Raw genomic sequence first — 24,778 nt, forward strand, 5'->3', positions numbered from 1 at the left:
CCGCTGACTTATTGCAAACTAACCTGACGCAGTTCGGGCTCTTTCCCGCTGCCAATCGTGATGCGCTTGGGCTTGGCCTCTTCAGGAACCACGCGCAGCAAGTCGATGCTTAACAGCCCGTTGTTCATCGAAGCACCGCGCACCTCGATGTGATCTGCCAGCCGGAACGACAACCGAAATGCTCGTTGCGCGATGCCCTGGTGCAGATAAGTGACTGCTTTCTCGGTTTCGCGCTTGTCGCCAACGACTGTCAAAACGCCCTTCTCGACCTGAATATCCAGATCCGCTTCAGTAAGCCCAGCGACTGCAATGACAATGCGATATTCGTCATCACCGTGCTTTTCCACATTATGAGGCGGATAAGTGTTCGGAGCCTCGCTGCGAAGCGCCGACTCAAACAGGTCATTGAAGCGATCGAAGCCCACGGATTGACGGAACAAAGGGGCCAACGAAAGGGTAGTAGCCATCTCAAAATCTCCTGATTAAATCCAAGTGATTAAGTGCGCGACCCGCATTCGGCGTCGCGTGATGAAAATTTATGTTCGCCGGGGAAAATTTCAAGAGGGCAGAAAAATTTTTTTACAAGATCCACACCAAGGCTTGGTTAGCGAGCTTATTTGGCTTCATGGTCGGAAGCCGCAATCCCCAAAGCGCCATTTCCGCCGAAAGAAGACGGTACGGTGAATCAAGAGGGGTGAGTTGCACACTGTTCGAACATGCAAAGCCGCCTCTACAGCCTGTTACACCCCGAAAATAGCTTCAATTTCGATATTCAGCTCCGGGGAAAACAACTTTGAGACCTCCACTAGGGAGCTGGCAGGTAAATGCCCCTCATAGTGCCGCACCAGCACCTTGCGCAGCTCACCGACTTGGCTGAAGTCAGTGATGAATATAGTCACCTTCAAGAGTGAAGACATATCGGTGCCCTCTTCGGCGGCAACCGCTTTAATCTGTTCAAAAATAGCATTGGCCTGTTTTTCAAGGCTCTGCCCTTGAGCATCAGTTCCGAACGCTGTGAAGCCTGACAGGTACAGGGTATTGCCATTTTTCACCGCGTGCGAATATGGCCCCACGGCGGGAGGAAGTGCTACGTAAGTTTTACGTTCGATATTATTGCTTGGCATATTAGCGTGTCCGAAATTTTAGTAGATGGGTAATCCTGGAGTTCCTAAAAATCAAGTGATTATTCAGGATTTGTCCAAGTTAGCTATACGCTTGCTTAGCCTTGAAGTGAGCCCTCAAGGCCACTACTGCTAGTCTGCTTACTCTACCAGAGGAACGCCGATGCCCAACTCAGACCTTCTCCCCTCCCTGTTCTCCAAGTTGTAAGAAAACCAACTGGCCCTCGAAGCCTCGATCATGGAGCTGTCAAACTGGGTCGAGCAGCGTGGCTCCGCTGATGTGGCTGAAAACGTGCGCGGCGCTCTGCACACCATCGACGAGAACGAAGAGTTTATAAAGCTGACTCTGGCAGTCATCATGGCGCCTGACTGATCGTCGGGTAAACCTGCAGTTCGTCGCGTCAAGCCTTCTGAGGGGTACGAGGCAAAAAGCGTCGCGCGCACCCTCAGCGCATTACAACCGAGCAAGGGAACATGACTCACACTCTTGAGCTGGAAATCAACGGCACACCTCCGGACCTAGCCGGCCTGGCATGCAACTTCTTCATCTGCGAATCATTTGTCTGTGATGGGAGAGTGATCGCCCCGGCGAACGTGAGTCACATCAGTTTCGGTGGTCAGTTGTACAGAGCCTATTTTGATTGCGGCATTATCTTCTGGCGATCCTCCTCAACACCGCCCGAGCCCTGGACCGATCCGGAAGAAGACTGGGATTGCCCACATATAGATGTTGGTGCCCTTGCAGGCGTAGTAGGAGTCGCGTTGAGCTCATGTGTCCTGGCGCCCACCGCAACGGGAAGCACCATCGTGTTTCACTTTGCAAATGGGGTGCAGATCAAGTTAGAGGACGTGAACGATGAAACCCGATTCAGCATCCTTTGAACCCCGTTCCTTGACTCTAGGTTCATCACACTAAAATCTCTGCTTTGGCCAAGCACCCACTTCACTGGGGAGCCGGTGCAAGTAGCCCAACCCTAGCGGACCGTGGAGTCTTATGCGCCTGCTACCCGAGCTGAACGAATCTACAAAAGCAAAAATTCAAAAGCTGCTAACTGACGGCAAAATATTCTCAGTTATGAACAACACCAAGTGGACCGAGCTGATCAAGGAGATGCTTGCTTCACCAGAAATGAAGCCTGCATTCAGATTGCGCAGCATTTTAGCTTCGAGCGATTACTGCACAGAATGGGACCGGGATTGGCACTACCACATACACCCAGTTGCAGAAGTTGAGTGGATTGAGCTCAGGTCCACGTCATCAGACTGGCTGGTGTCCACCCTCAGAAAACACAGCATTCCATTTTCTTTGGAGGACGGAGTACCGCGTGTCTGGGGGTATACAAGACCTGGCGTACAACCTCTTTGGGTGAGCCTTGCGTAACACTACGAACGACGATGCTTTGCAGCGATGCGCCCAGTGACCTCGTTGTGGCAATCAACCGTCAGCTCATCCAGATAAGGGGTCATCTCCAGACGCCCCATCAGCCGGAGCAGATCTGTAGCGGACTCACGAATAGACTGCCAATCTTGATGATCGAATATCAACCGGTCGCCACAACGGGAAGCTTCTTCAGACAGGTCATTACATCGTTTCCAGAGGTTTTGGAGGCCGCACCTTACTTCGCTTGGCATGGCATTACCACAGGCGGCCAAGGCATCGTTCAACGGCAACATCGTCATGGACCAAGCCTCACATGCAGGGCAATCCGGAATAACTTCTCGCTACTCATCTGCACTCATCGCCAAAAATTCTAGAGCAGGAAACGTTTCACAAACGGCGAGCACCCGCTTGTAGTCCCCTTCCCCATACCACTCCCAGAGTGTTGTTGCGAAACCCATCTTAATGCTCCTAAACCGCTACCGCCGCTATCAACATCCGCATGATGCTCTACGTAGGAGTAGCATTCGTTGAGTGAAGGACGCAGATGTCTCAGTTTGTCCATCAATCTGGTTTTTCGAGTTTGGAAGTTAACTCGACGTTTATCTCAAACTGCTCACCGACATCGATCAGCGTGCGGCTGCTTTCGTCGATTGAGCCTTCTCTAGTCCAGAGAAAGGGAAAGAATGAAAAACACTGATCTGCTCTCAGTCCCCGCAGGTCATGACGCCAGCCATCCCAGCGCAGGCCGTCATAAAAAGTAGCGAGTCGATCGCTTAAGGCCCAACCAAAAAAGTCGGTATAACCAATGTCCAACTGCTCCCACCGTAGTGTGTCGGGTGCCCAGTAATACATTGCTCCAACATCATCCCCCAGACCGCCGCCGTTGATGGAAAAGAACCCTCCAGCAGCATCGTCGGCGACCAGTAAATAACCATCGGCACGGCCCTTGTTCCAATCAACAAGATTTCGGGACAATTGCGGATGACCGGAGCCGATCAAGCGTAACCAGCCGTGATCAATGAGTAGACCGCCAGTCTCATAGGCTATCGCCCCCAGCGCAGATCTAGTTGTGATCTGCAGGCCGGAAAGAACACGAGCTCTATCAGTGGACGGAGGGAGCAACTGATAACTCAAGGTGGCTTCTCCCAACATTTTTTCAATGAGGGGTAGAGCGGGGTCTCGGCTGTCTATCAGGTCTTCCAAACTTGTCATCTGCCGGTCCTTGGAAAAAGGAACCGATTATAGCCGCATAGGCAATATCGCGGATTGAGGCTAGGTGGGTACTAACAAGCCAGCTATGAGCCGGTATCCGCTCGATACTCGAAAGAGACCGGAACCATGTATGTCGCTGCGTCTGTGATCCCCGGCCCCTGCTCTACCGGCGACATGGTGACCACTGTGACGCCGCGCTTCGTGTCTGGGCATAGCCGGGATACACCAACTGATCATTCTAAATGTAGTCGGCTTCATCGAGGTTTGAGTGCTTGACTGGTTCAGGTTCAGGTTCGGCAAGCGATCATCTCTGGAAACTCTCTGGCATGTTCGCCATTACTCGCGGTATGTCTTAAAATATCCGGTTGCCGAAGAACCGCCATGACATATCCATGAAGGGCTTCAATCCTTTACAAATAAGTGTGGTTAAGATGAACAAGCCTTTCATTTCGCTGTGCCCTGAAATTACTCGGGCGCACGCGCTGACGTTGATGGATTGGTTAGAGGATGAGCGCATCACCTGCTATCTGAGCGATTCGCGTCATGTCTCCCGCTCCATTGAGCAAGCCATTGATCGGACTCAGTTGCCGATCCTGACTCATCTATTCAACCGGGGCGGCAGATTCTTTATGGCCTATGACCGGCATGACGCCCCGGTGGGCTTTGTCCGCCTAATCAAGACCGGCTCAAATTGCGAGATAGTCCTGGTCATCGGAGACAGCGACAAATGGGGCCGAAACCTAGGCGCCCGCACGATCCGCGAAGGCATGAAACTGGCCTTCCTCGACATGCGGGCCGAGAAGCTCATCGCCAAGATTCACCCGGACAACTCGCGCTCGCTGAAAGCCTTTCTGCGCAGCGGCTTTGCGCTTGAGAGCGAAACGCCGACATTGAAGTCATTTTCCATGACGGCGGCGCGCTATTTCCAGTTCTTGCGCGAAGGAGCCGGTGGCGACTCCACCAGGATCTACATCACTGAAATCGACAAGGCCAGGCTCGAGGAACTAATCGCGTTCGAGCAAGGCCCGGCGATTGTTGAACTCGAACATGAGCTCGAGCGAGCCATTGTCGTCAAGCCGCAGCAGGTGGCGTGCAATGTCATCACGATGAACTCCAGGGCGTTGCTGCAACTGGACGACGAAGAGTTCGAAGTGGCCTTGGTCTACCCTGAACACGCGGACAGCAACGCAGGAAAGCATTCCGTGTATTCCGACCTAGGCGCCGCCATCCTTGGCTATAAGGAGGGAGACGCCATCGACTGGCGAATTGCTGATCGGACCCGCCGGATTGAAATCAAGAAAGTGCTTTACCAGCCGGAGGCTGCGGGCGACTTCCACCTATAATTGCGCCTTTTTCTCAGTAACGAATCACGCCAGCCGGCGCGCCCGGCTTGGACGCCTGACTTCTCCAGAGCGAACTGATAACCGAGACGGTTTATCGGCGCGTGGGTGAGATCGTGAAACCTACCCGTTGACTCCCACTTTTTGCAGAGTTGCGGCAACTGCCTGAAATGATGCGGAGACGATTAGATGTTCCACTGCCGCATTCCTGAACGCCAGAAACGCAAAAGCCCCGCAATAGCGGGGCTTTTGAGTAAATCTTGGCGGGAAACCAGGGATTCGAACCCTGGGAACGCTATTAACGTTCGCCGGTTTTCAAGACCGGTGCATTCAACCACTCTGCCAATTTCCCTTGTGCAACACAGGATTAGCGTAGCCCATCCTGTCTCAGCGGGCGCCATAATACCCGAATGAAACACACTGTCAAACTCTCGCCATCGCTTGTTACAGAGCGTCTGTTATGATCCTTGCGACTGAATGTTTCAAAACTGAAGGAGTGTCGCCATGCGCGAACAAAATTACGCAGTGAATGGAAACGCGCAGGCTGAGCAGCTAGAAGTTAGCCGCGTCCTGCGCAATACGTACGGCTTGCTTGCTCTCACCCTCGCGTTCAGCGGCGTGATGGCCTTCGTAGCCCAGCAAATGCGCGTCGGCTACCCGAACATCTTCGTCGTGCTGATCGGCTTTTATGGTCTGTTCTTCCTGACCAACAAGCTGCGCGACTCGGCCTGGGGCCTGGTGTCGGCGTTTGCCTTGACCGGTTTCATGGGCTTCATCCTCGGCCCGATCCTTAACCGTTACCTCGGCATGGCCGGCGGCGCGGAAGTGGTCAGCTCGGCATTCGCCATGACGGCCCTGGTATTTGGCGGTCTGTCGGCTTACGTGCTGATCTCCCGCAAGGACATGAGCTTCCTGGGTGGTTTCATCACCGCCGGTTTCTTCGTGTTGCTGGCTGCCGTACTGGCGGGCATGTTCTTCCAGATCAGCGGCCTGCAATTGGCGATCAGCGCCGGTTTCGTGCTGTTCTCCTCGGCGTGCATCCTGTTCCAGACCAGCGCGATCATCCAGGGTGGCGAGCGTAACTACATCATGGCCACCATCAGCCTGTATGTATCGATCTACAACCTGTTTATCAGCCTGTTGCAGATCTTCGGCATCATGAGCCGCGACGACTGATCGTAGCAGCATGTAAAAAGCCCGCTTCGGCGGGCTTTTTGTTGCCTGCGGCTTTATCATTGCCACAGGTTTTGCCTTCAGAGTGTTCCATGAAGTTCGCGATTGCGCTTTTTTCCGCCGCCCATGCGCCCTCCTCGCGCCGTGCCTTGCTGTTCGCTCAAGCGGCGCTGGCCGGCGGGCATGAAATTGTGCGGCTGTTTTTTTATCAGGATGGCGTCTACAGCGCGTCCAACAACATTGTTGCGCCGCAGGATGAGCAGGATATCGCCCGTCAGTGGCGCGAGTTTGTCAGTGATCATCAGCTTGATGGCGTGGTGTGCATCGCCGCGGCCCTGCGCCGTGGGGTGCTGAATGCCGAAGAGGCCACCCGCTATCAGCGCAGCGCGGTGAACCTGGAGGCGCCTTGGGCGTTGTCCGGGCTTGGGCAACTGCATGACGCCGCCCAGGCCGCTGACCGCTTGATCTGTTTCGGAGGGCCGTGACATGTCGAAATCCTTGCTGGTGATCAGCCGACAGGCACCGTGGTCCGGCCCCAGCGCCCGTGAAGCGCTGGATATCGTACTGGCTGGCGGCGCGTTTGATTTGCCCATTGGCCTGTTGTTTCTGGACGACGGCGTGTTTCAACTGGCCGCACGCCAGGACGCCAAGGCTGTGCAACAGAAAGACCTCAGCGCCAACCTCCAGGCTTTGGAGTTGTTTGGGGTTGAAGATGTGTTTGCCTGCAGCCATAGCCTCACCGAGCGTGGCCTGACCGCATCCGGCAACGCGCAGCCGCTGAGCAGCGAACAGATCTCACAGATGATTGACCGTTACGACCAGGTGATTACCCTCTGATGTCGACTTTGCATGTGGTATCCCACTCTCCTTTTACCGATAGCCGACTGGACAGCTGCCTGCGCCTCTGTGGCGCACAGGATGCGATCCTGCTGTGCGGCGACGGCGTCTACGCCCTGCAATCCGCCAGCGCGCCCTTCCAGGCCCTGCAAGCCAAGGGTTTGAAGGTGTTTGTGCTGGCCGAAGACGGCCAGGCGCGCAATCTTGCGGTGCCTGCCTGGGCCGCCAGTGTCGATTACCCGGCCTTCGTCCAGCTGTCGATCGATTACGACAAGGTCAACACCTGGCTATGAACACCCTGACCGCAGGCGAACGCACTCTCGAACTGGACAAGGACGGCTACCTCGTCGACCTGAACGACTGGTCCAGCGACGTGGCCAACGCCCTCGCCGCCGCAGAAGACCTGGCGCTGACCCCGGAACACTGGGAAATCCTCGAACTGCTGCGGGGCTTCTACAGCGAATTCCAGCTGTCGCCCGCCACTCGCCCGCTGATCAAGTACACCGCCTTGAAGCTGGGCCCGGAAAAGGGCAACAGCCTGCACCTCAACCGACTGTTCAAAGGCACTCCCGCCAAACTCGCCGCCAAGCTGGCGGGCCTGCCCAGGCCGACGAATTGCTTATGACTGATTTTGCCCCGTTGATCACTGAAACCCCTGCCGAGCATCCGTTCGCACCGTTCGTGCGCATCCTTGGCAAAGGCAAGCGCGGCGCCCGCAACCTCACCCGTGAGGAAGCCCGGGAAGCCATGGGCATGCTGCTGGACGAGAAGGTCGAAGACACCCAACTCGGCGCCTTCCTGATGCTGTTGCGGCACAAGGAAGAAAGCCCGGAAGAACTCGCAGGCTTTACTGAAGCCGTGCGCGAGCGCCTGAATGCACCGTCACTCAAGGTGGATGTCGACTGGCCTACCTACGCCGGTAAAAAACGCCACCTGCCCTGGTACCTGTTGGCGGCCAAGTGCCTGGCACAGAACGGCGTGCGCATCTTGATGCACGGCGGCGGCGCACATACGGCAGGCCGGCTCTACACCGAGCAATTGCTGGAAGGCTTGCAGATTCCGTTGTGCCGTAACTGGCAACAGGTGGAAGCGGCCCTTGAACAGGGCAACCTGGCGTTTATTCCGCTGGGAGATTGGGCGCCGCAACTGCAGCGCATGATCGACCTGCGCAACACGTTGGGCCTACGTTCGCCGATCCACTCCCTGGCACGCATCCTCAACCCGTTGAGCGCTCGCTGCGGCCTGCAAAGCATCTTCCACCCGGGCTATCAGGGCGTGCACCGCGATGCCAGCGGCTTGCTCGGCGACAACACCATCGTGGTCAAGGGCGACGGCGGCGAGATCGAGATCAACCCGGACACCATCAGCCACTTGTACGGCACCACCGGCGGCGAAAGCTGGGATGAAGAGTGGCCTGCCCTCTCCGCCCAGCGCCACGTCAAACCAGCGGCCCTGGAACCCGAGCACCTCAAGGCGTTATGGCGCGGCGACGTGCAGGACAGCTACCCGCAACTGGCACTGATCGCCACCATGGCCCTGGCCTTGCGCGGCCTCGGCCACCCGCGGGAGCAAGCGTTCGAACTGGCCCAGCAGTACTGGGACGCCCGGGACAAATCGATTTAGTCGATCATTAACCCCCAGCCTTTGCGCTTTTTGTTCGAACTCAGACCTTTAGACTGCACTCCTACGCTTATTAGCCAAGGAGTCAGTCATGGGTTTGCTGATCGAAGGACGCTGGCATGACCAGTGGTACGAAAGTAGCGCAGACGGCGCCTTCCAACGGGAGCAGGCGCAACGTCGCAACTGGGTGACCGCCGATGGCGAACCCGGCCCGACCGGCGAAGGCGGTTTCGCGGCCGAAGCCGGTCGCTATCATCTGTACGTCTCCCTCGCCTGCCCCTGGGCACACCGCACCTTGATCCTGCGCAAGCTCAAAGGCCTGGAAAGCTTGATCGATGTGTCCGTGGTCAGTTGGTTAATGCTCGAGAACGGCTGGACCTTCGACAAGGCCCACGGCTCCAGCGGCGACAAGCTCGACGACTTCACCTACATGCACCAGCGCTACACAGGCGACACCGCCAACTACACCGGGCGCGTCACGGTGCCGGTGTTGTGGGACAAGAAGCTCAAGCGGATTGTCAGCAATGAATCGGCGGAGATTATTCGCATGTTCAACAGTGCGTTTAATCAACTGACCGGCAATCAACTGGATTTCTATCCCGAGGCCCAGCGCTCGACCATCGATGCACTGAACGACCGGATCTATCCCGCCGTGAACAATGGCGTATATCGCGCAGGCTTTGCCACGTCGCAAAAGGCGTATGAAGCCGCTTTTGATGATGTGTTTGCCGAACTGGATCACCTTGAACAGCACTTGGGTGAGCATCGTTACTTGGCCGGGGAATACCTGACCGAAGCCGATGTAAGGCTTTTCACCACGGCGATTCGGTTTGATGCGGTGTACTACAGCCACTTCAAATGCAACCTGCGGCGGATTGCGGATTATCCGAATTTGTCGAATTGGCTAAGGGAGCTGTATCAGTGGCCGGGGATTGCCGAGACGGTGGATTTTGCCCACATCAAGGGGCATTACTACGCCAGTCACCGCACGATTAATCCGACGGGGATTGTGCCGAAGGGGCCTTTACAGGCGTTTGATGCCGCTCATGAGCGAGACCGGTTGAGCGGGAAAGGCGTCTGGAGTTGACCCAAGCCCTGTAGGAGCAAGCTTGCTCGCGAAGGTCGTCAACGATAACGCACTCATTCTGAATGAACGCGGTACCCTTGAGTTTTTCGCGAGCAAGCTCGCTCCTACAGTTGGAATGTGTCGCGCTTGTCAGACTTGCGACTGAGCGCCTTCAAACCACTTCAGCTTCTCACGCAACTGCACCACTTCTCCCACAATCACCAGTGTCGGTGCATGAACTTCATGCTCCGCCACCATGCGTGGCAGGTCAGCCAGGGTGCCGGTAAACACCCGCTGGTTAGACGTAGTGCCCTGCTGGATCAACGCCGCCGGCGTATCCGGCGAGCGACCATGCTTGATCAGTTGTTCGCAGATGATCGGCAACCCGATCAAACCCATGTAGAACACCAGCGTCTGCGAAGGCCCCACCAGGTCACTCCATGGCAGGTCCGAAGTCCCGTCCTTCAAGTGCCCGGTGATGAAGCGAACCGATTGCGCATAGTCGCGGTGGGTCAGCGGAATACCGGCATACGCCGCGCAACCACTGGCTGCCGTAATCCCAGGCACCACCTGGAACGGGATGCCGTGGGCCGCCAGCTCTTCGATTTCTTCACCGCCACGCCCAAAGATGAACGGATCGCCACCCTTGAGCCGCAGCACGCGCTTGCCTTGCTTGGCCAGGTCCACCAGTTGCTGGTTGATCTGGTCTTGCGGCACCGCATGGTCGGCGCGACGCTTGCCGACATACACCCGCTCGGCATCGCGACGGCATAACTCAAGAATCGCAGGCGCCACCAGGCGGTCGTACAGCACTACATCGGCCTGTTGCATCAAGCGTAAGGCGCGGAAGGTCAGCAGGTCCGAATCACCCGGGCCTGCGCCCACCAAGTAGACTTCGCCCGGTGCGTGAGGCGGCGCGCCGTTGATTTTCTCCACCAGCAAACGCTCGGCTTCATCGCCCTGCCCGGCCAGTTGCCGATCAGCAATCGGCCCCTGAAAGACCTCTTCCCAGAACGCGCGACGTTGCTGCACATCCGGGAACAAGCCTTTGACCTGGCTGCGAAACCGCGCCGCCAACCCGGCCAATTGGCCGTAAGTCGAAGGAATCCAGGTTTCAAGCTTGGCGCGGATCAAGCGTGCCAGCACCGGCGCATCGCCGCCGCTGGATACTGCGATCACCAAAGGCGAACGGTCGACAATCGCCGGGAAGATCACGCTGCACAAGGCTGGCGCATCTACCACATTGACCGGTACGCAACGACGCCGGGCATCGCTGGACACTTGCGCGTTCAGCGGCTCGTCGTCGGTCGCGGCGATGATCAGGGTGCAACCGTCGAGGTCGGCCTCCTGATAACCGCGCAAAATCAGTTCACCACCACTGCCCTGCACCAGTTCACGCAACTGGTCTTCAATCTGGGGAGCAACCACCCGCAACAACGCGCCGGCGTCGGCCAGCAGCCGGGATTTGCGCAAGGCAATCTCCCCGCCACCGACGACCAACACACGACTGCCGCGCAGGTTATGAAACAGCGGCAGAAATTCCATTTAGCCGATGACCTCAACGCCCGCCATGTAAGGCTTGAGCACGTCAGGTACGCGGATCGAACCGTCAGCCTGCTGGTAGTTTTCCAGCACGGCCACCAAGGTACGGCCTACCGCCAGGCCCGAACCGTTGAGGGTGTGGACCAGCTCAGGCTTGCCGGTTTCCGGGTTACGGAAACGCGCCTGCATGCGACGGGCCTGGAAATCACCGCAGTTGGAGCACGACGAAATCTCGCGGTACTTGTCCTGGCTCGGCACCCACACTTCCAGGTCGTAAGTCTTCACGGCACTGAAACCCATGTCGCCGGTGCACAGCGCCAGAACGCGGTACGGCAGCTCCAGCAGTTGCAGGACGCGTTCGGCGTTGGCGGTCAGGCCTTCCAGCGCGTCCATGGACGTCGAAGGCTCAACCACCTGAACCATCTCGACCTTGTCGAACTGGTGCTGGCGAATCATGCCGCGCGTATCGCGACCCGATGCACCGGCTTCACTGCGGAAGCACGGCGAGTGGGCGACAAACTTGATCGGCAGTTGCTTGGCATCGAGGATTTCCCCGGCCACGATGTTGGTCAGCGACACTTCAGCGGTCGGGATCAGGTACAGATCGGCTTCGCCATCGCGGCTGATCTTGAACAGGTCTTCCTCGAACTTCGGCAGCTGGCTGGTGCCCATCAGCGCCGGCGCCTGAACCAGGTACGGGGTGTAAGCCTCTTCGTAGCCGTGTTCACCGGTGTGCAGGTTGATCATGAACTGCGCCAGAGCACGGTGCATGCGCGCGATCGGGCCGCGCAGCAAGGCGAAGCGCGCGCCGGACATTTTGGCCGCTGTCTCAAAGTCCAGGCCACCGGTCAATTCGCCCAGGGCGACGTGGTCCTTGATCTCGAAATCGAAGGCTTTTGGCGTGCCCCAGCGACGGACTTCGACGTTGCCGTCTTCGTCTTCGCCAATCGGCACGGATTCGTGCGGCAGGTTCGGGATACCCAGCAGGATAGAATCCAGCTCGGTCTGGATCGCGTCCAGCTCGACTTTGCCGGAAGCCAACTCGCCAGCCATACGCTCGACGTCCGCCATCAATGGCGCGATGTCTTCGCCGCGCTGCTTGGCCTGACCGATGGATTTGGAACGCGCATTACGCTCAGCCTGCAGTGCTTCGGTGCGGGTCTGGACGGTCTTACGCTGTTCTTCCAGCGCTTCGATGCGCGCAACATCCAAGGCAAAGCCACGGGATGCCAGGCGGTCCGCTACGTCCTGAAGGTTGCTACGTAACAGTTTGGAATCGAGCATGTCGGTCTCTCGTTTATCAAAGTTTGGTCAAGGACAGGCCAGCCCAGGTGGCGAGCAGCCCGCCGAACACACTGATGGCCAGGTACCCGAAGGCGACCGGTGCCTGCCCGCTTTCCAGCAGGCGCAGCGTGTCCAGTGAAAAGGATGAAAAGGTCGTCAGACCGCCTACAAAGCCGACAATCAAGCCGGCACGAATCTCAATCGGCACTTCCGGGCGAAGCAGAAACCACCCGTACAACAAGCCGATGATCAAACAGCCCACCAGGTTGACCGCCAGGGTCGCCGCATAAAAATGCTTCGGCCAGTTGGCGCTGACCCAGGTGCTGGTGGCGAAACGCAATAATGTACCAGCGATGCCGGCCACGGACACGGCAAGAATCGTTCTAATCACTACTTTCTCCGCTGTTTCGGACTGAGACGGTCAAGTTGGGCGAGGTGATTGAGCTTTTCGCCGATCTTCAGTTCCAGGCCACGAGGCACCGGCTGGTAGAAAGGCTGCGGCTCAAGATCATCCGGGAAGTAATCTTCGCCAGCCGCATAAGCGTCCGGCTCATCGTGGGCGTAGCGGTATTCATCGCCGTAGCCAAGCTGCTTCATCAGCTTGGTCGGCGCATTGCGCAGGTGCAGCGGCACTTCCAGGGAACCATGCTCGGCAGCAGCACGCAGGGCGGACTTGAAGCCCATGTACACCGCGTTACTTTTCGGCGCGCAGGCCAGGTAGGTGATGGCCTGGGCCACCGCCAACTCGCCTTCCGGGCTGCCCAGGCGTTCCTGCACTTCCCAGGCGGCCAGGCACAGGCTCAGCGCGCGCGGGTCGGCATTGCCGATGTCTTCACTGGCCATGCGCACCACGCGTCGGGCCAGGTACAGCGGGTCGCAACCGCCGTCGATCATGCGCGCAAACCAGTACAAAGCGCCGTCGGGATTAGAGCCGCGCACCGACTTGTGCAACGCGGAAATCTGGTCGTAGAACGCTTCGCCGCCCTTGTCGAAACGCCGACGGGTGTCGCCCAAAAGGCTTTGCAGCAAATCGACGCCGATCTCGCTGCCATCTTCTGCCAGGTCGGAAGCGTTTTCCAACAGATTGAGGAAACGTCGACCGTCACCGTCAGCCGCGGTCAGCAAAATCTTGAAGCCTTCCTCGCTGACACTCAGCTGCCGCTTGCCCAAACCCTTGTCTTCGCTCAACGCGCGCTGCAACAGCTTCTGCATCGCCGCTTCATCTAGGCTTTTGAGCACATAGACGCGCGCCCGGGACAGCAAGGCGTTGTTCAGTTCAAAGGACGGGTTTTCGGTGGTCGCGCCAATAAAGATCAGCGTGCCGTCTTCGACATACGGCAAGAACGCATCCTGCTGCGATTTGTTGAAGCGATGCACTTCGTCGACAAACAGGATGGTGCGCTTGCCGTATTGCCCGGCCTGCTGCTTGGCGACTTCTACCGCCTGACGGATTTCCTTGACCCCGGCGAGCACCGCCGAAACCGTCTCGAAGTGTGCATCCGAGACTTTCGCCAGAAGCCGCGCCAGGGTGGTTTTACCCACGCCCGGCGGCCCCCAGAAAATCATCGAGTGCAGCGCACCCTGCTCCAGGGCTTCGCGCAAAGGCTTGCCGCGAGCGAGCAGGTGTTCTTGCCCGACGTACTCGTCCAAGTTGGTCGAACGCAGGCGCGCCGCCAGAGGCTGAGCAATCGGGTCACTTCGAAACAGGTCCATGGGCAGCGTTTGAAACCTCTAGGCAGTTTATTCCTGGATCACGTCGGCACCCTTCGGGATGTCGAACTTGAACTTGGACGCGGCCACCGGCTCGTTGGCCTTGACCCCGGTGAACAGGATATTGGTGCGTTGGCCGACGCTGTCCACCAACTGCATGTCGTTGATCACGCCGTTGCGGAACGACAGGCGCAGGCTGTCGAACAGCGTGTCCTTGGATTTCGGCTTCAGCGTGAAGTCGATGACGTTGCTGGCCTGCTTGGAGGTGATATCAAAACTCTGGCTGATCTGCGACACATCGCCCGACAGCAGCAGCGCCGGCGTTTGGCTCAGGCGCGGATCGAGCTTCTTGATGGTCGCCTGTTCCAGGTCCGGGTCCCACAGGGTGACTTTCTGGCCGTCGGAAACGATGGTCTGCTCGTTTGGCGCGTCGGTTTTCCAGTAGAACAACCCTGGACGTTGCACGGCCATTTCGCCGGCGGTTTCCTGCAATTGAGTGCCGCCACCGTCCAGGGTCAACTGGGAGAAGCGCGCGCTCAGGGTCTTGGATTTGTCCAGCAGGTTGGTCAGGCTCGCAACGGAAGCCGGGTCAGCGTGAGCCGAAACAGCAGTCAGGGCCAATGCCGGCAACAACAGCATGCGGATAAGACGCATGGGAGTCCTCTTAGATTCGTTTACAAGGCGTGCCGCGTGTTGCCACGCGGCACGTAATCAGTCACGCATCTGCGCTGGCGCGATGACTTCGCGCGAGCCGTTGGTGTTCATCGAGGTGACTACGCCGGCCATTTCCATGGCTTCGATCATGCGCGCAGCACGGTTGTAGCCAATCTTCAGCTTGCGCTGTACCGCAGAGATTGAGGCGCGGCGGCTTTCAAGGACAAACTGCACGGCTTCGTCATAGAGCGCATCGGTCTCGGCATCATCGTCGCCACCGCTGCTGCCACCGTCGAAGCCGCTGCCGGCTTCTTCGACGCCTGCGAGGATGTCGTCGTTGTATTCCGGGGCGCCGCGCAGTTTCCAGGCTTCCACCACACGGTGCACTTCATCATCGGAGACGAAGGCGCCGTGAACACGGATCGGCAGGCTGGTGCCCGGCGGCATGTAGAGCATGTCACCGTGGCCCAGCAGTTGCTCGGCGCCGCCCTGGTCGATGATGGTCCGGGAGTCGATCTTGCTCGATACCTGGAACGCCATGCGGGTCGGGATGTTGGCCTTGATCAGGCCGGTGATCACGTCCACCGACGGGCGCTGGGTAGCGAGGATCAAGTGGATACCGGCGGCACGGGCCTTCTGGGCGATACGGGCGATCAGCTCTTCGACCTTCTTGCCGACGATCATCATCATGTCGGCAAATTCGTCGACCACCACCACGATGGTCGGCAGCTTGGTGAGCAGCGGGGCTTCGTCGTGAATGCTTTCGCGCTTGTACAGCGGGTCGGTCAGCGGTGTGCCGGCGTCCTGGGCTTCCTTGACCTTGGCGTTGAAGCCCGACAGGTTACGCACGCCCATCTTCGCCATCAGCTTGTAGCGGCGCTCCATCTCGGCAACGCTCCAGCGCAGGGCGTTGGCGGCGTCCTTCATGTCGGTCACCACCGGGCACAGCAGGTGCGGAATGCCTTCGTAGATCGACAGCTCGAGCATTTTCGGGTCGATCATGATCAGCTTGGCGTCTTCCGGGCCAGACTTGAACAGGATCGACAGGATCATCGCGTTCACACCCACCGACTTACCGGAACCGGTGGTACCGGCGACCAGCAAGTGGGGCATTTTCGCCAGGTCGGTGATCACCGGCTTGCCGCCGATGTCGTGGCCCAGGGCCAAGGTGACCGGCGATTTGAAGTTGTCGTATTCCGGGGTCGACAGCACTTCGGAGAAGCGCACGATCTGCCGGTCTTCGTTGGGAATCTCGATACCGACGGTGGTCTTGCCCGGAATCACTTCCACCACCCGCACGCTGGTCACGGCCAGCGAACGCGCCAGATCCTTGGCCAGGTTGGAAATGCGGCTGACCTTCACGCCGGCAGCCGGCTGGATTTCGTAGCGGGTAATCACCGGGCCCGGGTGGATCGAGTCCACCGAGACTTCGACGCCGAATTCCTTGAGCTTGATTTCCAGCAGGTGACCGACGGCCGCCAGGGATTCAGGGGAGTAGTTGAGCTGTTTCTTTTCCGCCGGGTCGAGAATCGAGATCGGCGGCAAGGTGCCTTCCACGGCGCTGTCGACAAACAACGGCGCCTGTTTCTCTTTCTGTACGCGGTGGCTCGGCTCGGGTGCCTTGGGCGGCGCAGGCGCGATCACCGGCGGTACCTGCTTCTCGCGGTCCGACATGTGCTTGGTCAGGGCCTGTTCGCGTTCGATCAGGCGTTCCTTGACCTTGGCTTGCTCACGCCGGTCCGGCGTGCTCGGGGCCACCACCTCATTGACGCGGGTATCGACCTCACGCAACTGCGCAACCATGCGCTTGCGATCAACCCGGGCCGACCACCAGCGATTGGCGGCGCCCTGGAACAGTTCGAGCAGGTCGAGGGTGATCTTGCCGGTCACGTCCATGACCTTGAACCAGGACAGGTCGGTAAACACGGTGAGGCCAAACAGGAACAGCGCGATAAACATCAGGGTGCTGCCCTGGATGTTCAGGCTCCTGCGGGCCAGGTCGCCGAGGCTTTCGCCCAATGCGCCGCCAGCACCGGCCGGCAAGCCGGTGGGTGCGTGGAAATGAATGTGTGCGAGGGCGGCGCCCGACAGTACAAGGAACACCAGGCCGATCAGGCGCCAGGAGAACAGCCAGCCGCTCCACTGCCACGGCTCATGACGCTGGCGAAAGATCTGCCAGGTCTTGATGGCCAGCAGCAACGGGAAGATATAGGCGAAGTAACCCAGCACCATGAACAGGATATCGGCGCTGTAGGAGCCGGCCGGGCCACCGAAGTTCTGCACGTCTTCGATCTTGCTGTTGTGGCTCCAGCCTGGATCGTCCTTGCCATAGGTGAGCAAGGCCATCATCAGGAACAGGCACAGGGCGCCGATGGCGATCAGTGCACCTTCCTTGAGTCGATAGTGCAGGTGCTGGCGCCAGGCGGGCACGACTGCGGCTTTAGGTGTTGCGGCGGATTTCTTCAAAACGGGTCTTTTCCTGCGCCTTTAGCGCGTCCATCTATTGAATGACTGCAAAATACTGCTCAATCCGAGCAGGTAAAAAATGAACGAGTGCCAGTGAAGCTACTTTTAACACTCTGCAACTGATTCATGAAACGGCGATAACGCCTGAATGGCCGCATTGTACGGGTTTGTGTGCGCTATGCCACGCACTAGGCCCTACGTTACACAGCATAGCCAATCTTCGGTTTCATAACGCTCAATTTGAGCATGCATTGTCTTTACTGACAAAGGCTTATGAGCTGTTTTTGCCAATCCAGGCTAGCTTGCCGACCGACGTACGCGATTACGACCACGGCCCCGGCATAGAGTTGCAGAAACACCCGTTCATGCTTATCTGCACCGATCCCATGTTCGGGGTAGCCCCAGAGCGTTTCGTCGACAATAATCACAGCTCTTGCAACGGGCAACATCGCCGTTACCGCCCTCCCCTTCCGTAAGCCTGGATGCCATGCTGACCTGGTTACAACGCAACACCCTGACGTTTCCACCGCTGGCCAAGGCCATGCGCGAACCCAATGGCCTGCTCGCCGCCGGTGGCGACCTGTCGGCCGACCGCTTGATCCAGGCCTATCGCCATGGCTGCTTTCCCTGGTTCTCGGAGGGCCAGCCCATCCTCTGGTGGTCACCCGACCCGCGCACCGTGCTGTTCCCCGACGAGCTGCATGTTTCCCGCAGCCTCGGCAAACTATTGCGCCAGCAGCGTTATACGGTGACCTTTGACCAGGATTTCGCCTCCGTCATCCAGGCCTGCGCAGCGCCGCGCAGTTACGCTGATGGCACCTGGATCACCGAAGCCATGCAGAGCGCCTACCTGCAACTGCACCAGCGCGGCTATGCGCACTCGGTGGAAGTCTGGGACGAAGGCGAACTGGTCGGCGGCTTGTACGGCCTGGCGATGGGCCAGTTGTTTTTCGGCGAATCGATGTTCAGTCGCGCCGACAACGCCTCCAAATTCGGCTTCGCCACCCTGGTCAGGCAATTGCAGGCATGGGGCTTTGTGCTGATCGACTGCCAGATGCCCACCGACCACCTGCACAGCCTCGGCGCCCGCGCCATTCCCCGCAGCGACTTTGCCAACTACTTACGCGACCATTTGGACCAAACCAGCTCTGCGCCATGGGTTTCCTAGGCGACTTCCCCGCACCTGGCTTACACTTATTTCAAAGCTTATCCGAGGGTTGATCATGACCGAGCTGGCGCGTTTGAAGTTTTATGCCACTCAACCCCACTCTTGCAGCTATCTGCCCGATGAGCAGGCCACCACGCTGTTCCTCGACCCCAGCCAGCCGATGGACGTGCATGTGTATGCCGATTTGTCGGAAATGGGCTTCCGGCGCAGCGGCGACCACCTTTACCGGCCCCACTGCCAGAACTGCAACGCCTGCGTACCGGCGCGCATCCCGGTGGCGCAGTTCCTGGCGGACCGTAATCAGAAACGCATCCTAAAGCGCAATGCCGACCTGACCGTCACCGCTGCCAAACCGGGCTTCAGCGAGGAGTATTTCGACCTTTACCAGCGCTACATCGAGCAGCGCCACGCTGACGGCGACATGTTCCCGCCCAGCCGCGACCAGTTTTCCACCTTCCTGGTGCGCGACCTGCCCTTCTCACGCTTCTACGAGTTTCGCCTTGAGGGACGCCTGGTGGCGGTAGCCGTCACCGACCTGCTGCCCAATGGCCTGTCGGCGGTCTACACCTTTTATGAGCCCGCCGAAGAGCGGCGCAGCCTGGGACGCTTTGCGATCCTGTGGCAAATCGGCGAAGCCTTGCGCATGGAATTGGAGGCGGTGTACCTCGGATACTGGATAAAAAACTGCAAAAAGATGAACTACAAGACCCAATATCGGCCCATTGAGCTGTTAATTAACCAAAGATGGGTCACCTTGAACTAGAACCTCTTGGCTTAAACACCCTTTTTCGGGCACAATGCACGCCGCTTTTGCCTGGCGCAGTTGCACCGGGCCATTCACTGGATACCGAGGGCTTTACTGCATGTCGAAAGAAGACAGCTTCGAAATGGAAGGCACTGTCGTCGACACCCTGCCCAACACCATGTTTCGTGTGGAGTTGGAAAATGGGCACGTCGTAACCGCGCATATCTCCGGCAAGATGCGCAAGAATTACATCCGTATTCTTACCGGTGACAAAGTGCGCGTCGAACTGACGCCCTATGACCTGAGCAAAGGGCGTATCACTTACCGCGCCCGTTAATCAAGTCAATACAAGACGCCCGGTTATGCCGGGCGTTTTTGTGTGTGCGCTATTTACCTGAGACCAGAAATCCCTTGTGGGAGCGGGCTTGCTCGCGAATGCGGGGTGTCAGTCATTGATTGTGTCGACTGGCACACCGCATTCGCGAGCAAGCCCGCTCCCACATTTGATCTCCATCAGTTCCAAGACAGCAAAAAGGCGCCTCTCGGCGCCTTTTTGTTTTGTTGCGTCAGCTATCAGGCCATTTCAGCCGTGGTCTCGAAGTCGAAGGTCAGCTCGCCGTCCTTCAGATCGATATGCACCACGCCACCATGGTCTGCCAGTTCGCCGAACAGGATCTCTTCCGCCAGTGGGCGCTTGATCTTGTCCTGGATTAGGCGAGCCATTGGCCGAGCGCCCATTGCCGCGTCGTAGCCACCTTCTGCCAGCCAGTTGCGCGCCGCGTCCGTAACTTCCAGCTGCACACGCTTGTCTTCCAACTGCGCCTGAAGCTCGGTGAGGAACTTGTCCACCACGCTTTTGATGACCTCATGGCTGAGGCGACCAAACTGGATAATGGTGTCCAAACGGTTGCGGAATTCCGGCGTGAAGCTCTTCTTGATCACTTCCATGGCGTCGGAAGAGTGATCCTGATGAGTGAAGCCAATGGAAGCCCGCGCGGCCGTTTCGGCACCGGCGTTGGTGGTCATGATCACGATCACGTTGCGGAAGTCCGCCTTGCGCCCGTTGTTGTCGGTCAGGGTGCCGTGGTCCATCACCTGCAACAGCAGGTTGAAGACTTCCGGGTGCGCCTTCTCGATTTCATCGAGCAGCAGTACGCAATGTGGCTGCTTGGTGATCGCCTCGGTCAACAGGCCGCCCTGGTCGAACCCGACATAGCCCGGAGGCGCACCGATCAGGCGCGACACAGTGTGACGCTCCATGTATTCGGACATGTCGAAACGCACCAGCTCGATACCCATGGCCTTGGCCAGTTGCCGCGCCGCTTCGGTCTTGCCGACACCGGTAGGCCCGGCAAACAGGAACGAACCGACCGGCTTGTCCGGCGACTTGAGGCCCGCACGGGACAGCTTGATCGCCGTGGACAGCGAGTCGATGGCCGCATCCTGACCAAACACGGTCAGCTTGAGGTCACGCTCCAGGTTGCGCAGCAGTTCCCGGTCGGACGTGTTGACGTGTTTTGGTGGAATGCGTGCGATCTTCGCCACGATGTCCTCGACCTGAGGCACATCGATGCGTTTCACACGCTTCTCTACCGGCTGCAGGCGCTGATAGGCACCCGCCTCGTCGATCACGTCGATGGCCTTGTCCGGCATGTGCCGGTCATTGATGTAGCGCGACGCCAGCTCGGCGGCTGCTCGCAGCGCCTCATCGGTGTACTCGATGCCATGGTGCGCTTCGAAACGCCCCTTGAGCCCGCGCAGGATACCGATGGTGTCTTCAACCGAAGGCTCGGACACGTCCACTTTCTGGAAGCGGCGCGCCAGGGCACGGTCCTTTTCGAAGATCCCGCGGAATTCCTGGAACGTGGTCGAACCGATGCAACGGATATCACCCGAAGACAGCAGCGGCTTGAGCAGGTTCGACGCATCCATCACGCCACCGGAAGCAGCACCGGCACCAATGATGGTGTGGATTTCGTCAATGAACAGGATCGCCTGCGGGCGTTTTTTCAGCTCACCGAGCAGCGCCTTGAAGCGCTTCTCGAAGTCGCCACGGTACTTGGTCCCGGCGAGTAGCGCGCCCAGGTCAAGGGAGTAAACGACGCTGTTGGCCAGCAGGTCTGGCACCTGGTTATCAACAATGCGTTTGGCCAGGCCTTCGGCAATTGCGGTTTTACCCACGCCTGCTTCACCGACCAACAGCGGGTTGTTTTTGCGACGACGCGCCAGGATCTGCGCCACGCGCTCAACTTCCAGCTCTCGCCCTACCAGCGGATCGATCCGCCCCTGGCGCGCCAGTTCGTTGAGGTTGCTGGCATAGGCATCCAGCGGGTTGCTCGAAGAAGAAGACTCACCGCCCTCGTCATCCTGCATATCCTGCTCACCTTCTGAGTGATCGCCATGCCCTGGCACTTTGGAAATGCCATGGGCGATGTAGTTGACGACATCAATACGGGCAACGCTTTGCTGCTTGAGCAGGAATACGGCCTGGCTTTCCTGCTCGCTGAAGATCGCCACGAGCACATTGGCCCCTGTGACTTCGCGCTTGCCGGAGCTCTGTACGTGGAAAACGGCACGCTGCAGTACCCGCTGGAAGCCCAGGGTAGGTTGGGTCTCGCGGTCCTCGTCATGAACGGGGATCAACGGCGTGGTGGAGTCGATAAACTCCTGCAGGTCATGCTTGAGTTTGTCGAGATTGGCACCACACGCACGCAGTACGGTGGCGGCAGCTTCGTTATCCAAAAGTGCCAGCAGCAGGTGCTCGACGGTCATGAATTCATGACGCTTCGAACGAGCCTCCTTGAAGGCAAGATTGAGGGTGACTTCGAGCTCGCGGTTTAACATAGCTTCACCTCATACCCAAGTGGTCGGAGTTAACCGTCCTTCTCGATTTCACAGAGTAGCGGATGCTGGCTTTCCCTGGCGTACTGGTTGACCTGCATGGCCTTTGTCTCGGCGATGTCGCGGGTAAACACTCCACATACTGCCCGTCCTTCTGTGTGAACGGCCAGCATTACCTTGGTCGCCAACTCGCGGTTCAGGTTAAAAAACACCTCGAGCACTTCGACGACGAAATCCATCGGTGTGTAGTCATCGTTGAACAAAACCACCTTGTACATCGGCGGCGCCTGTAAAGCAGGCTTGGCCTCCTGAACAGCAATGCCTGCAGAACCATCGTCGTCTTCATGACCATCCGGATGATCTTTATGGAGAGTCGGGCGATCCTGATTGAATGTTAGTCGAATCTGGCTGATTGCATGCATGGAAAGAAAGGTTCGTCAGTGGTTCAAATACAGTGGTGGGGGCGGCCTGTCAGAATTTCAACTCTGACCGACTGGTCGCCTTGACTATCGGCAAATCAGTGTTACAACCAATAGAACCCACAGTGGGTAAAAAAGGTCCGCGCAGTCAACCTTATTTATTCGGGTTAGGACGGATAAACTGGATGATACTCCAGTGATGGAGTCTGGTGCAGAGGGATATGGGCATGGCAAGCGGTAAGGTCAAATGGTTCAACAATGCCAAGGGTTACGGCTTCATTAATGAAGACGGCAAGGAAGACGACCTTTTTGCGCATTACTCGGCAATCCAAATGGATGGCTACAAGACTCTGAAGGCAGGGCAACCGGTTTCCTTCGAAATCATTCAGGGACCCAAAGGCTTGCATGCGGTGAATATCGGCGCGCCCGTCAGCCTAGGCACCGCCAAAGAAGACGTCGCTCAAAAATCAGAAAAACAGTCGGCCTGATCAGCCGCTGAGCAAACGTTCTAAAAGAAACCGGCCATCAAGGCCGGTTTTTTTATGCCTGCCTATAAGTCTACATATGCGAAATCAGCGCATCCCCGAAGGCGGACGAAGACAGCAACTTGGCGCCGTCCATCAAGCGATGGAAATCATAAGTCACAGTCTTGGCCGAAATCGCACCGTTGGTGCCCTTGATGATCAGGTCGGCCGCTTCAGTCCAGCCCATGTGACGCAGCATCATTTCCGCCGACAGGATCAGCGAACCCGGGTTGACCTGGTCCTTGCCGGCATACTTCGGCGCGGTACCGTGGGTGGCTTCGAACATGGCCACGGTGTCGGACAGGTTGGCACCCGGCGCAATACCGATGCCGCCCACTTCCGCCGCCAGGGCGTCGGACAGGTAGTCACCGTTAAGGTTAAGCGTAGCGATCACGTCATATTCCGCCGGGCGCAGCAGGATCTGCTGGAGCATGGCGTCGGCAATTGCATCCTTGACCACGACATTCTTGCCGGTGCGCGGGTTCTTGAATTGCATCCACGGCCCGCCATCGAGCAGGGTCGCGCCGAATTCTTCGGCCGCCACTTCGTAGGCCCATTCCTTGAAGGCACCTTCGGTGAACTTCATGATGTTGCCTTTGTGCACGATGGTCAGCGAGTCGCGGTCGTTATCCACTACATATTGCAGAGCCTTGCGCGCCAGGCGCTTGGTGCCTTCCAGGGACACCGGCTTGACGCCGATCCCGCAATTCTGGTCGAAACGGATCTTGGTGACGCCCATCTCTTCTTTCAGGAACTTGATGACCTTGATCGCTTCCGGGGAGCCAGCCTTCCACTCGATACCGGCGTAAATATCCTCGGAGTTCTCACGGAAGATGGTCATGTCCACATCGCCTGGCTTCTTGACCGGGCTTGGCACGCCTTCGAACCAGCGCACCGGGCGCAGGCACACATAAAGGTCGAGCTGTTGGCGCAGGGCCACGTTCAGCGAACGGATGCCGCCACCGACCGGGGTAGTCAGCGGGCCCTTGATGGAAACCACGTAGTCCTTGACCGCATCCAGGGTTTCCTGGGGCAGCCAGGTGTCCTGGTCGTAAACCTGAGTGGCCTTTTCGCCGGCATAAACCTCCATCCAGGAGATCTTGCGCTTGCCGCCATAAGCCTTGTTAACAGCTGCATCGACAACCTTGATCATCACCGGGCTGATGTCGACGCCAATACCGTCACCCTCAATGAAGGGGATGATCGGGTTGTCAGGAACATTGAGAGAATGGTCTGCATTGACGGTGATTTTGTCGCCGACTGCCGGAACCTGAATCTTCTTGTATCCCATGCTGAACTCCATCTATGGATTGAACATCTGGCTGCGTTCGAGCCTACTCCAGATAAATGAGGACTGAAACCTCAGGGCCTGCACATTTGCGTCGAAAACAGCACATTTAGTGGCCTACAAGCTTGAAAGCAAAGGGAAAAGCGCCAATCTTGAGCACCTCATGCGACTTTCGGCGTAACCCGCTGCCTGCGACCTTTAGACCAATGGACGACACACCTTTTGTATGAAGGCTCGGCGTAAGCATAGCGACCTATGTATAATGCCGCCGCTGACCAAAGAGTCACGACGGCCGACCGCTCTACATTGATGCCCTCCGCCCGAAAAGCCGGACTATTACAATAGTCCACCCGCTTGACGCTCGACTGATGCAACCCAACATCACCG

Annotated in this window: 27 protein-coding genes, 1 tRNA gene and 1 pseudogene; 15 read left to right on the forward strand and 14 right to left on the reverse strand. The window is 58.0% G+C overall.

Annotated elements, in window-relative coordinates:
- Positions 1 to 8 precede the first annotated feature (8 nt).
- Together ACA046_RS20740 and ACA046_RS20745 are read right to left on the reverse strand one after the other, a co-directional pair.
- A complete protein-coding gene (locus tag ACA046_RS20740; RefSeq protein ID WP_003219642.1) occupies positions 9 to 467 on the reverse strand; it encodes an Hsp20 family protein in 459 nt (152 codons plus the stop codon).
- 273 nt (positions 468 to 740) lie between these two features.
- The gene (locus ACA046_RS20745; protein WP_459022065.1) at positions 741 to 1,124 is read right to left on the reverse strand and encodes a RidA family protein; all 384 of its coding nucleotides are present in this window, start codon (positions 1,122 to 1,124) and stop codon (positions 741 to 743) included.
- Between the two features lie 160 nt (positions 1,125 to 1,284).
- Between ACA046_RS20745 and ACA046_RS20750 the strand changes: the two are divergent.
- From ACA046_RS20750 to ACA046_RS20760, 3 genes and pseudogenes are all read left to right on the forward strand, one after another.
- Positions 1,285 to 1,494: pseudogene (locus ACA046_RS20750) on the forward strand (hypothetical protein).
- Positions 1,495 to 1,595: 101 nt separating this feature from the next.
- Positions 1,596 to 2,003, forward strand: coding sequence for a hypothetical protein (locus ACA046_RS20755; protein ID WP_459022067.1), 408 nt, complete (start codon positions 1,596 to 1,598; stop codon positions 2,001 to 2,003).
- A gap of 112 nt (positions 2,004 to 2,115) precedes the next feature.
- Positions 2,116 to 2,502 (forward strand): DUF6678 family protein, encoded by a 387-nt coding sequence (locus ACA046_RS20760; protein WP_459022069.1) that lies wholly within the window; start codon positions 2,116 to 2,118, stop codon positions 2,500 to 2,502.
- 2 nt (positions 2,503 to 2,504) lie between these two features.
- Here the strand turns inward: ACA046_RS20760 and ACA046_RS20765 are convergent, their stop codons facing one another.
- Together ACA046_RS20765 and ACA046_RS20770 are read right to left on the reverse strand one after the other, a co-directional pair.
- The gene (locus ACA046_RS20765; protein ID WP_459022071.1) at positions 2,505 to 2,801 is read right to left on the reverse strand and encodes a hypothetical protein; all 297 of its coding nucleotides are present in this window, start codon (positions 2,799 to 2,801) and stop codon (positions 2,505 to 2,507) included.
- Between the two features lie 262 nt (positions 2,802 to 3,063).
- Entirely contained in the window at positions 3,064 to 3,714 is a 651-nt protein-coding gene (locus ACA046_RS20770; RefSeq protein ID WP_459022073.1) for a DUF2625 domain-containing protein, read from the reverse strand.
- A gap of 431 nt (positions 3,715 to 4,145) precedes the next feature.
- Between ACA046_RS20770 and ACA046_RS20775 the strand changes: the two genes are divergently transcribed.
- Positions 4,146 to 5,057 carry a bifunctional GNAT family N-acetyltransferase/nucleoside diphosphate kinase regulator gene (locus ACA046_RS20775; protein WP_459029349.1) on the forward strand — a complete coding sequence of 304 codons (912 nt, stop codon included), beginning with the start codon at positions 4,146 to 4,148 and terminating at the stop codon, positions 5,055 to 5,057.
- A gap of 258 nt (positions 5,058 to 5,315) precedes the next feature.
- Here ACA046_RS20775 and ACA046_RS20780 read toward each other — a convergent pair.
- Positions 5,316 to 5,406: transfer RNA gene (locus ACA046_RS20780), tRNA-Ser, on the reverse strand.
- Between the two features lie 152 nt (positions 5,407 to 5,558).
- On the opposite strand from ACA046_RS20780, the gene ACA046_RS20785 reads away from it, so the two are divergent.
- From ACA046_RS20785 to ACA046_RS20815, 7 genes are all read left to right on the forward strand, one after another.
- The gene (locus ACA046_RS20785; RefSeq protein ID WP_076016792.1) at positions 5,559 to 6,230 is read left to right on the forward strand and encodes a Bax inhibitor-1/YccA family protein; all 672 of its coding nucleotides are present in this window, start codon (positions 5,559 to 5,561) and stop codon (positions 6,228 to 6,230) included.
- An 89-nt stretch (positions 6,231 to 6,319) separates the two neighbouring features.
- On the forward strand, positions 6,320 to 6,712 hold the full coding sequence (gene tusD, locus ACA046_RS20790; RefSeq protein ID WP_497674876.1) for a sulfurtransferase complex subunit TusD: 393 nt from the start codon (positions 6,320 to 6,322) through the stop codon (positions 6,710 to 6,712).
- A gap of 1 nt (position 6,713) precedes the next feature.
- The gene (gene tusC, locus ACA046_RS20795; RefSeq protein ID WP_076016791.1) at positions 6,714 to 7,064 is read left to right on the forward strand and encodes a sulfurtransferase complex subunit TusC; all 351 of its coding nucleotides are present in this window, start codon (positions 6,714 to 6,716) and stop codon (positions 7,062 to 7,064) included.
- Positions 7,064 to 7,357 (forward strand): sulfurtransferase complex subunit TusB, encoded by a 294-nt coding sequence (gene tusB / locus ACA046_RS20800; protein WP_497674877.1) that lies wholly within the window; start codon positions 7,064 to 7,066, stop codon positions 7,355 to 7,357. The genes tusC and tusB overlap by 1 nt, the downstream gene beginning before the upstream one ends.
- Positions 7,354 to 7,689, forward strand: a complete 336-nt coding sequence (locus ACA046_RS20805) for a TusE/DsrC/DsvC family sulfur relay protein (RefSeq protein WP_076016789.1) — start codon at positions 7,354 to 7,356, stop codon at positions 7,687 to 7,689. Before tusB ends, ACA046_RS20805 begins: the two co-directional genes overlap by 4 nt.
- The gene (locus tag ACA046_RS20810; protein WP_497674878.1) at positions 7,686 to 8,687 is read left to right on the forward strand and encodes a glycosyl transferase family protein; all 1,002 of its coding nucleotides are present in this window, start codon (positions 7,686 to 7,688) and stop codon (positions 8,685 to 8,687) included. Before ACA046_RS20805 ends, ACA046_RS20810 begins: the two co-directional genes overlap by 4 nt.
- Positions 8,688 to 8,775: 88 nt before the next feature.
- Positions 8,776 to 9,771 carry a glutathione S-transferase family protein gene (locus tag ACA046_RS20815; RefSeq protein WP_497674879.1) on the forward strand — a complete coding sequence of 332 codons (996 nt, stop codon included), beginning with the start codon at positions 8,776 to 8,778 and terminating at the stop codon, positions 9,769 to 9,771.
- A 129-nt stretch (positions 9,772 to 9,900) separates the two neighbouring features.
- Here the strand turns inward: ACA046_RS20815 and cysG are convergent, their stop codons facing one another.
- From cysG to ACA046_RS20845, 6 genes are read right to left on the reverse strand one after another with little or no spacing between them, the layout of a single operon-like run.
- On the reverse strand, positions 9,901 to 11,295 hold the full coding sequence (gene cysG, locus ACA046_RS20820) for a siroheme synthase CysG (protein WP_497674880.1): 1,395 nt from the start codon (positions 11,293 to 11,295) through the stop codon (positions 9,901 to 9,903).
- Positions 11,296 to 12,576: a serine--tRNA ligase gene (serS, locus tag ACA046_RS20825; protein WP_459022087.1), complete on the reverse strand. Its 1,281-nt coding sequence runs from the start codon at positions 12,574 to 12,576 to the stop codon at positions 11,296 to 11,298. It lies immediately after the preceding gene.
- Positions 12,577 to 12,592: 16 nt separating this feature from the next.
- A complete protein-coding gene (gene crcB / locus ACA046_RS20830) occupies positions 12,593 to 12,967 on the reverse strand; it encodes a fluoride efflux transporter CrcB (RefSeq protein WP_459022089.1) in 375 nt (124 codons plus the stop codon).
- A complete protein-coding gene (locus ACA046_RS20835; protein WP_010172481.1) occupies positions 12,967 to 14,289 on the reverse strand; it encodes a replication-associated recombination protein A in 1,323 nt (440 codons plus the stop codon). The genes crcB and ACA046_RS20835 overlap by 1 nt, the downstream gene beginning before the upstream one ends.
- 27 nt (positions 14,290 to 14,316) lie before the next feature.
- Positions 14,317 to 14,940 (reverse strand): outer membrane lipoprotein periplasmic chaperone LolA, encoded by a 624-nt coding sequence (gene lolA, locus ACA046_RS20840; RefSeq protein ID WP_026078226.1) that lies wholly within the window; start codon positions 14,938 to 14,940, stop codon positions 14,317 to 14,319.
- 57 nt (positions 14,941 to 14,997) lie between these two features.
- Positions 14,998 to 17,406, reverse strand: coding sequence for a DNA translocase FtsK (locus tag ACA046_RS20845; RefSeq protein ID WP_076016784.1), 2,409 nt, complete (start codon positions 17,404 to 17,406; stop codon positions 14,998 to 15,000).
- 487 nt (positions 17,407 to 17,893) lie between these two features.
- Here ACA046_RS20845 and aat point away from each other — a divergent pair, with 487 nt between their 5' ends.
- The 3 genes from aat to infA all read left to right on the forward strand — a co-directional run bounded on the left by aat (position 17,894) and on the right by infA (position 19,656).
- Positions 17,894 to 18,574, forward strand: a complete 681-nt coding sequence (aat, locus tag ACA046_RS20850; RefSeq protein ID WP_459022094.1) for a leucyl/phenylalanyl-tRNA--protein transferase — start codon at positions 17,894 to 17,896, stop codon at positions 18,572 to 18,574.
- A gap of 55 nt (positions 18,575 to 18,629) precedes the next feature.
- Positions 18,630 to 19,337, forward strand: a complete 708-nt coding sequence (locus tag ACA046_RS20855; RefSeq protein WP_076016781.1) for an arginyltransferase — start codon at positions 18,630 to 18,632, stop codon at positions 19,335 to 19,337.
- A gap of 100 nt (positions 19,338 to 19,437) precedes the next feature.
- Positions 19,438 to 19,656 (forward strand): translation initiation factor IF-1, encoded by a 219-nt coding sequence (gene infA / locus ACA046_RS20860; RefSeq protein WP_002553999.1) that lies wholly within the window; start codon positions 19,438 to 19,440, stop codon positions 19,654 to 19,656.
- 236 nt (positions 19,657 to 19,892) lie between these two features.
- Here infA and clpA read toward each other — a convergent pair whose 3' ends face one another.
- Together clpA and clpS are read right to left on the reverse strand one after the other, a co-directional pair.
- Positions 19,893 to 22,163: an ATP-dependent Clp protease ATP-binding subunit ClpA gene (gene clpA / locus ACA046_RS20865; protein ID WP_010172706.1), complete on the reverse strand. Its 2,271-nt coding sequence runs from the start codon at positions 22,161 to 22,163 to the stop codon at positions 19,893 to 19,895.
- 29 nt (positions 22,164 to 22,192) lie between these two features.
- Positions 22,193 to 22,582 carry an ATP-dependent Clp protease adapter ClpS gene (clpS, locus tag ACA046_RS20870; RefSeq protein WP_076016780.1) on the reverse strand — a complete coding sequence of 130 codons (390 nt, stop codon included), beginning with the start codon at positions 22,580 to 22,582 and terminating at the stop codon, positions 22,193 to 22,195.
- Between the two features lie 218 nt (positions 22,583 to 22,800).
- Between clpS and cspD the strand changes: the two genes are divergently transcribed.
- Positions 22,801 to 23,067: a cold shock domain-containing protein CspD gene (cspD, locus tag ACA046_RS20875; RefSeq protein ID WP_076016779.1), complete on the forward strand. Its 267-nt coding sequence runs from the start codon at positions 22,801 to 22,803 to the stop codon at positions 23,065 to 23,067.
- A 70-nt stretch (positions 23,068 to 23,137) separates the two neighbouring features.
- On the opposite strand, the gene icd is transcribed toward cspD, so the two are convergent.
- On the reverse strand, positions 23,138 to 24,394 hold the full coding sequence (gene icd / locus ACA046_RS20880) for an NADP-dependent isocitrate dehydrogenase (protein WP_010172708.1): 1,257 nt from the start codon (positions 24,392 to 24,394) through the stop codon (positions 23,138 to 23,140).
- Positions 24,395 to 24,778 lie beyond the last annotated feature (384 nt).

The organism is Pseudomonas sp. LBUM1641 (assembly GCF_059716235.1).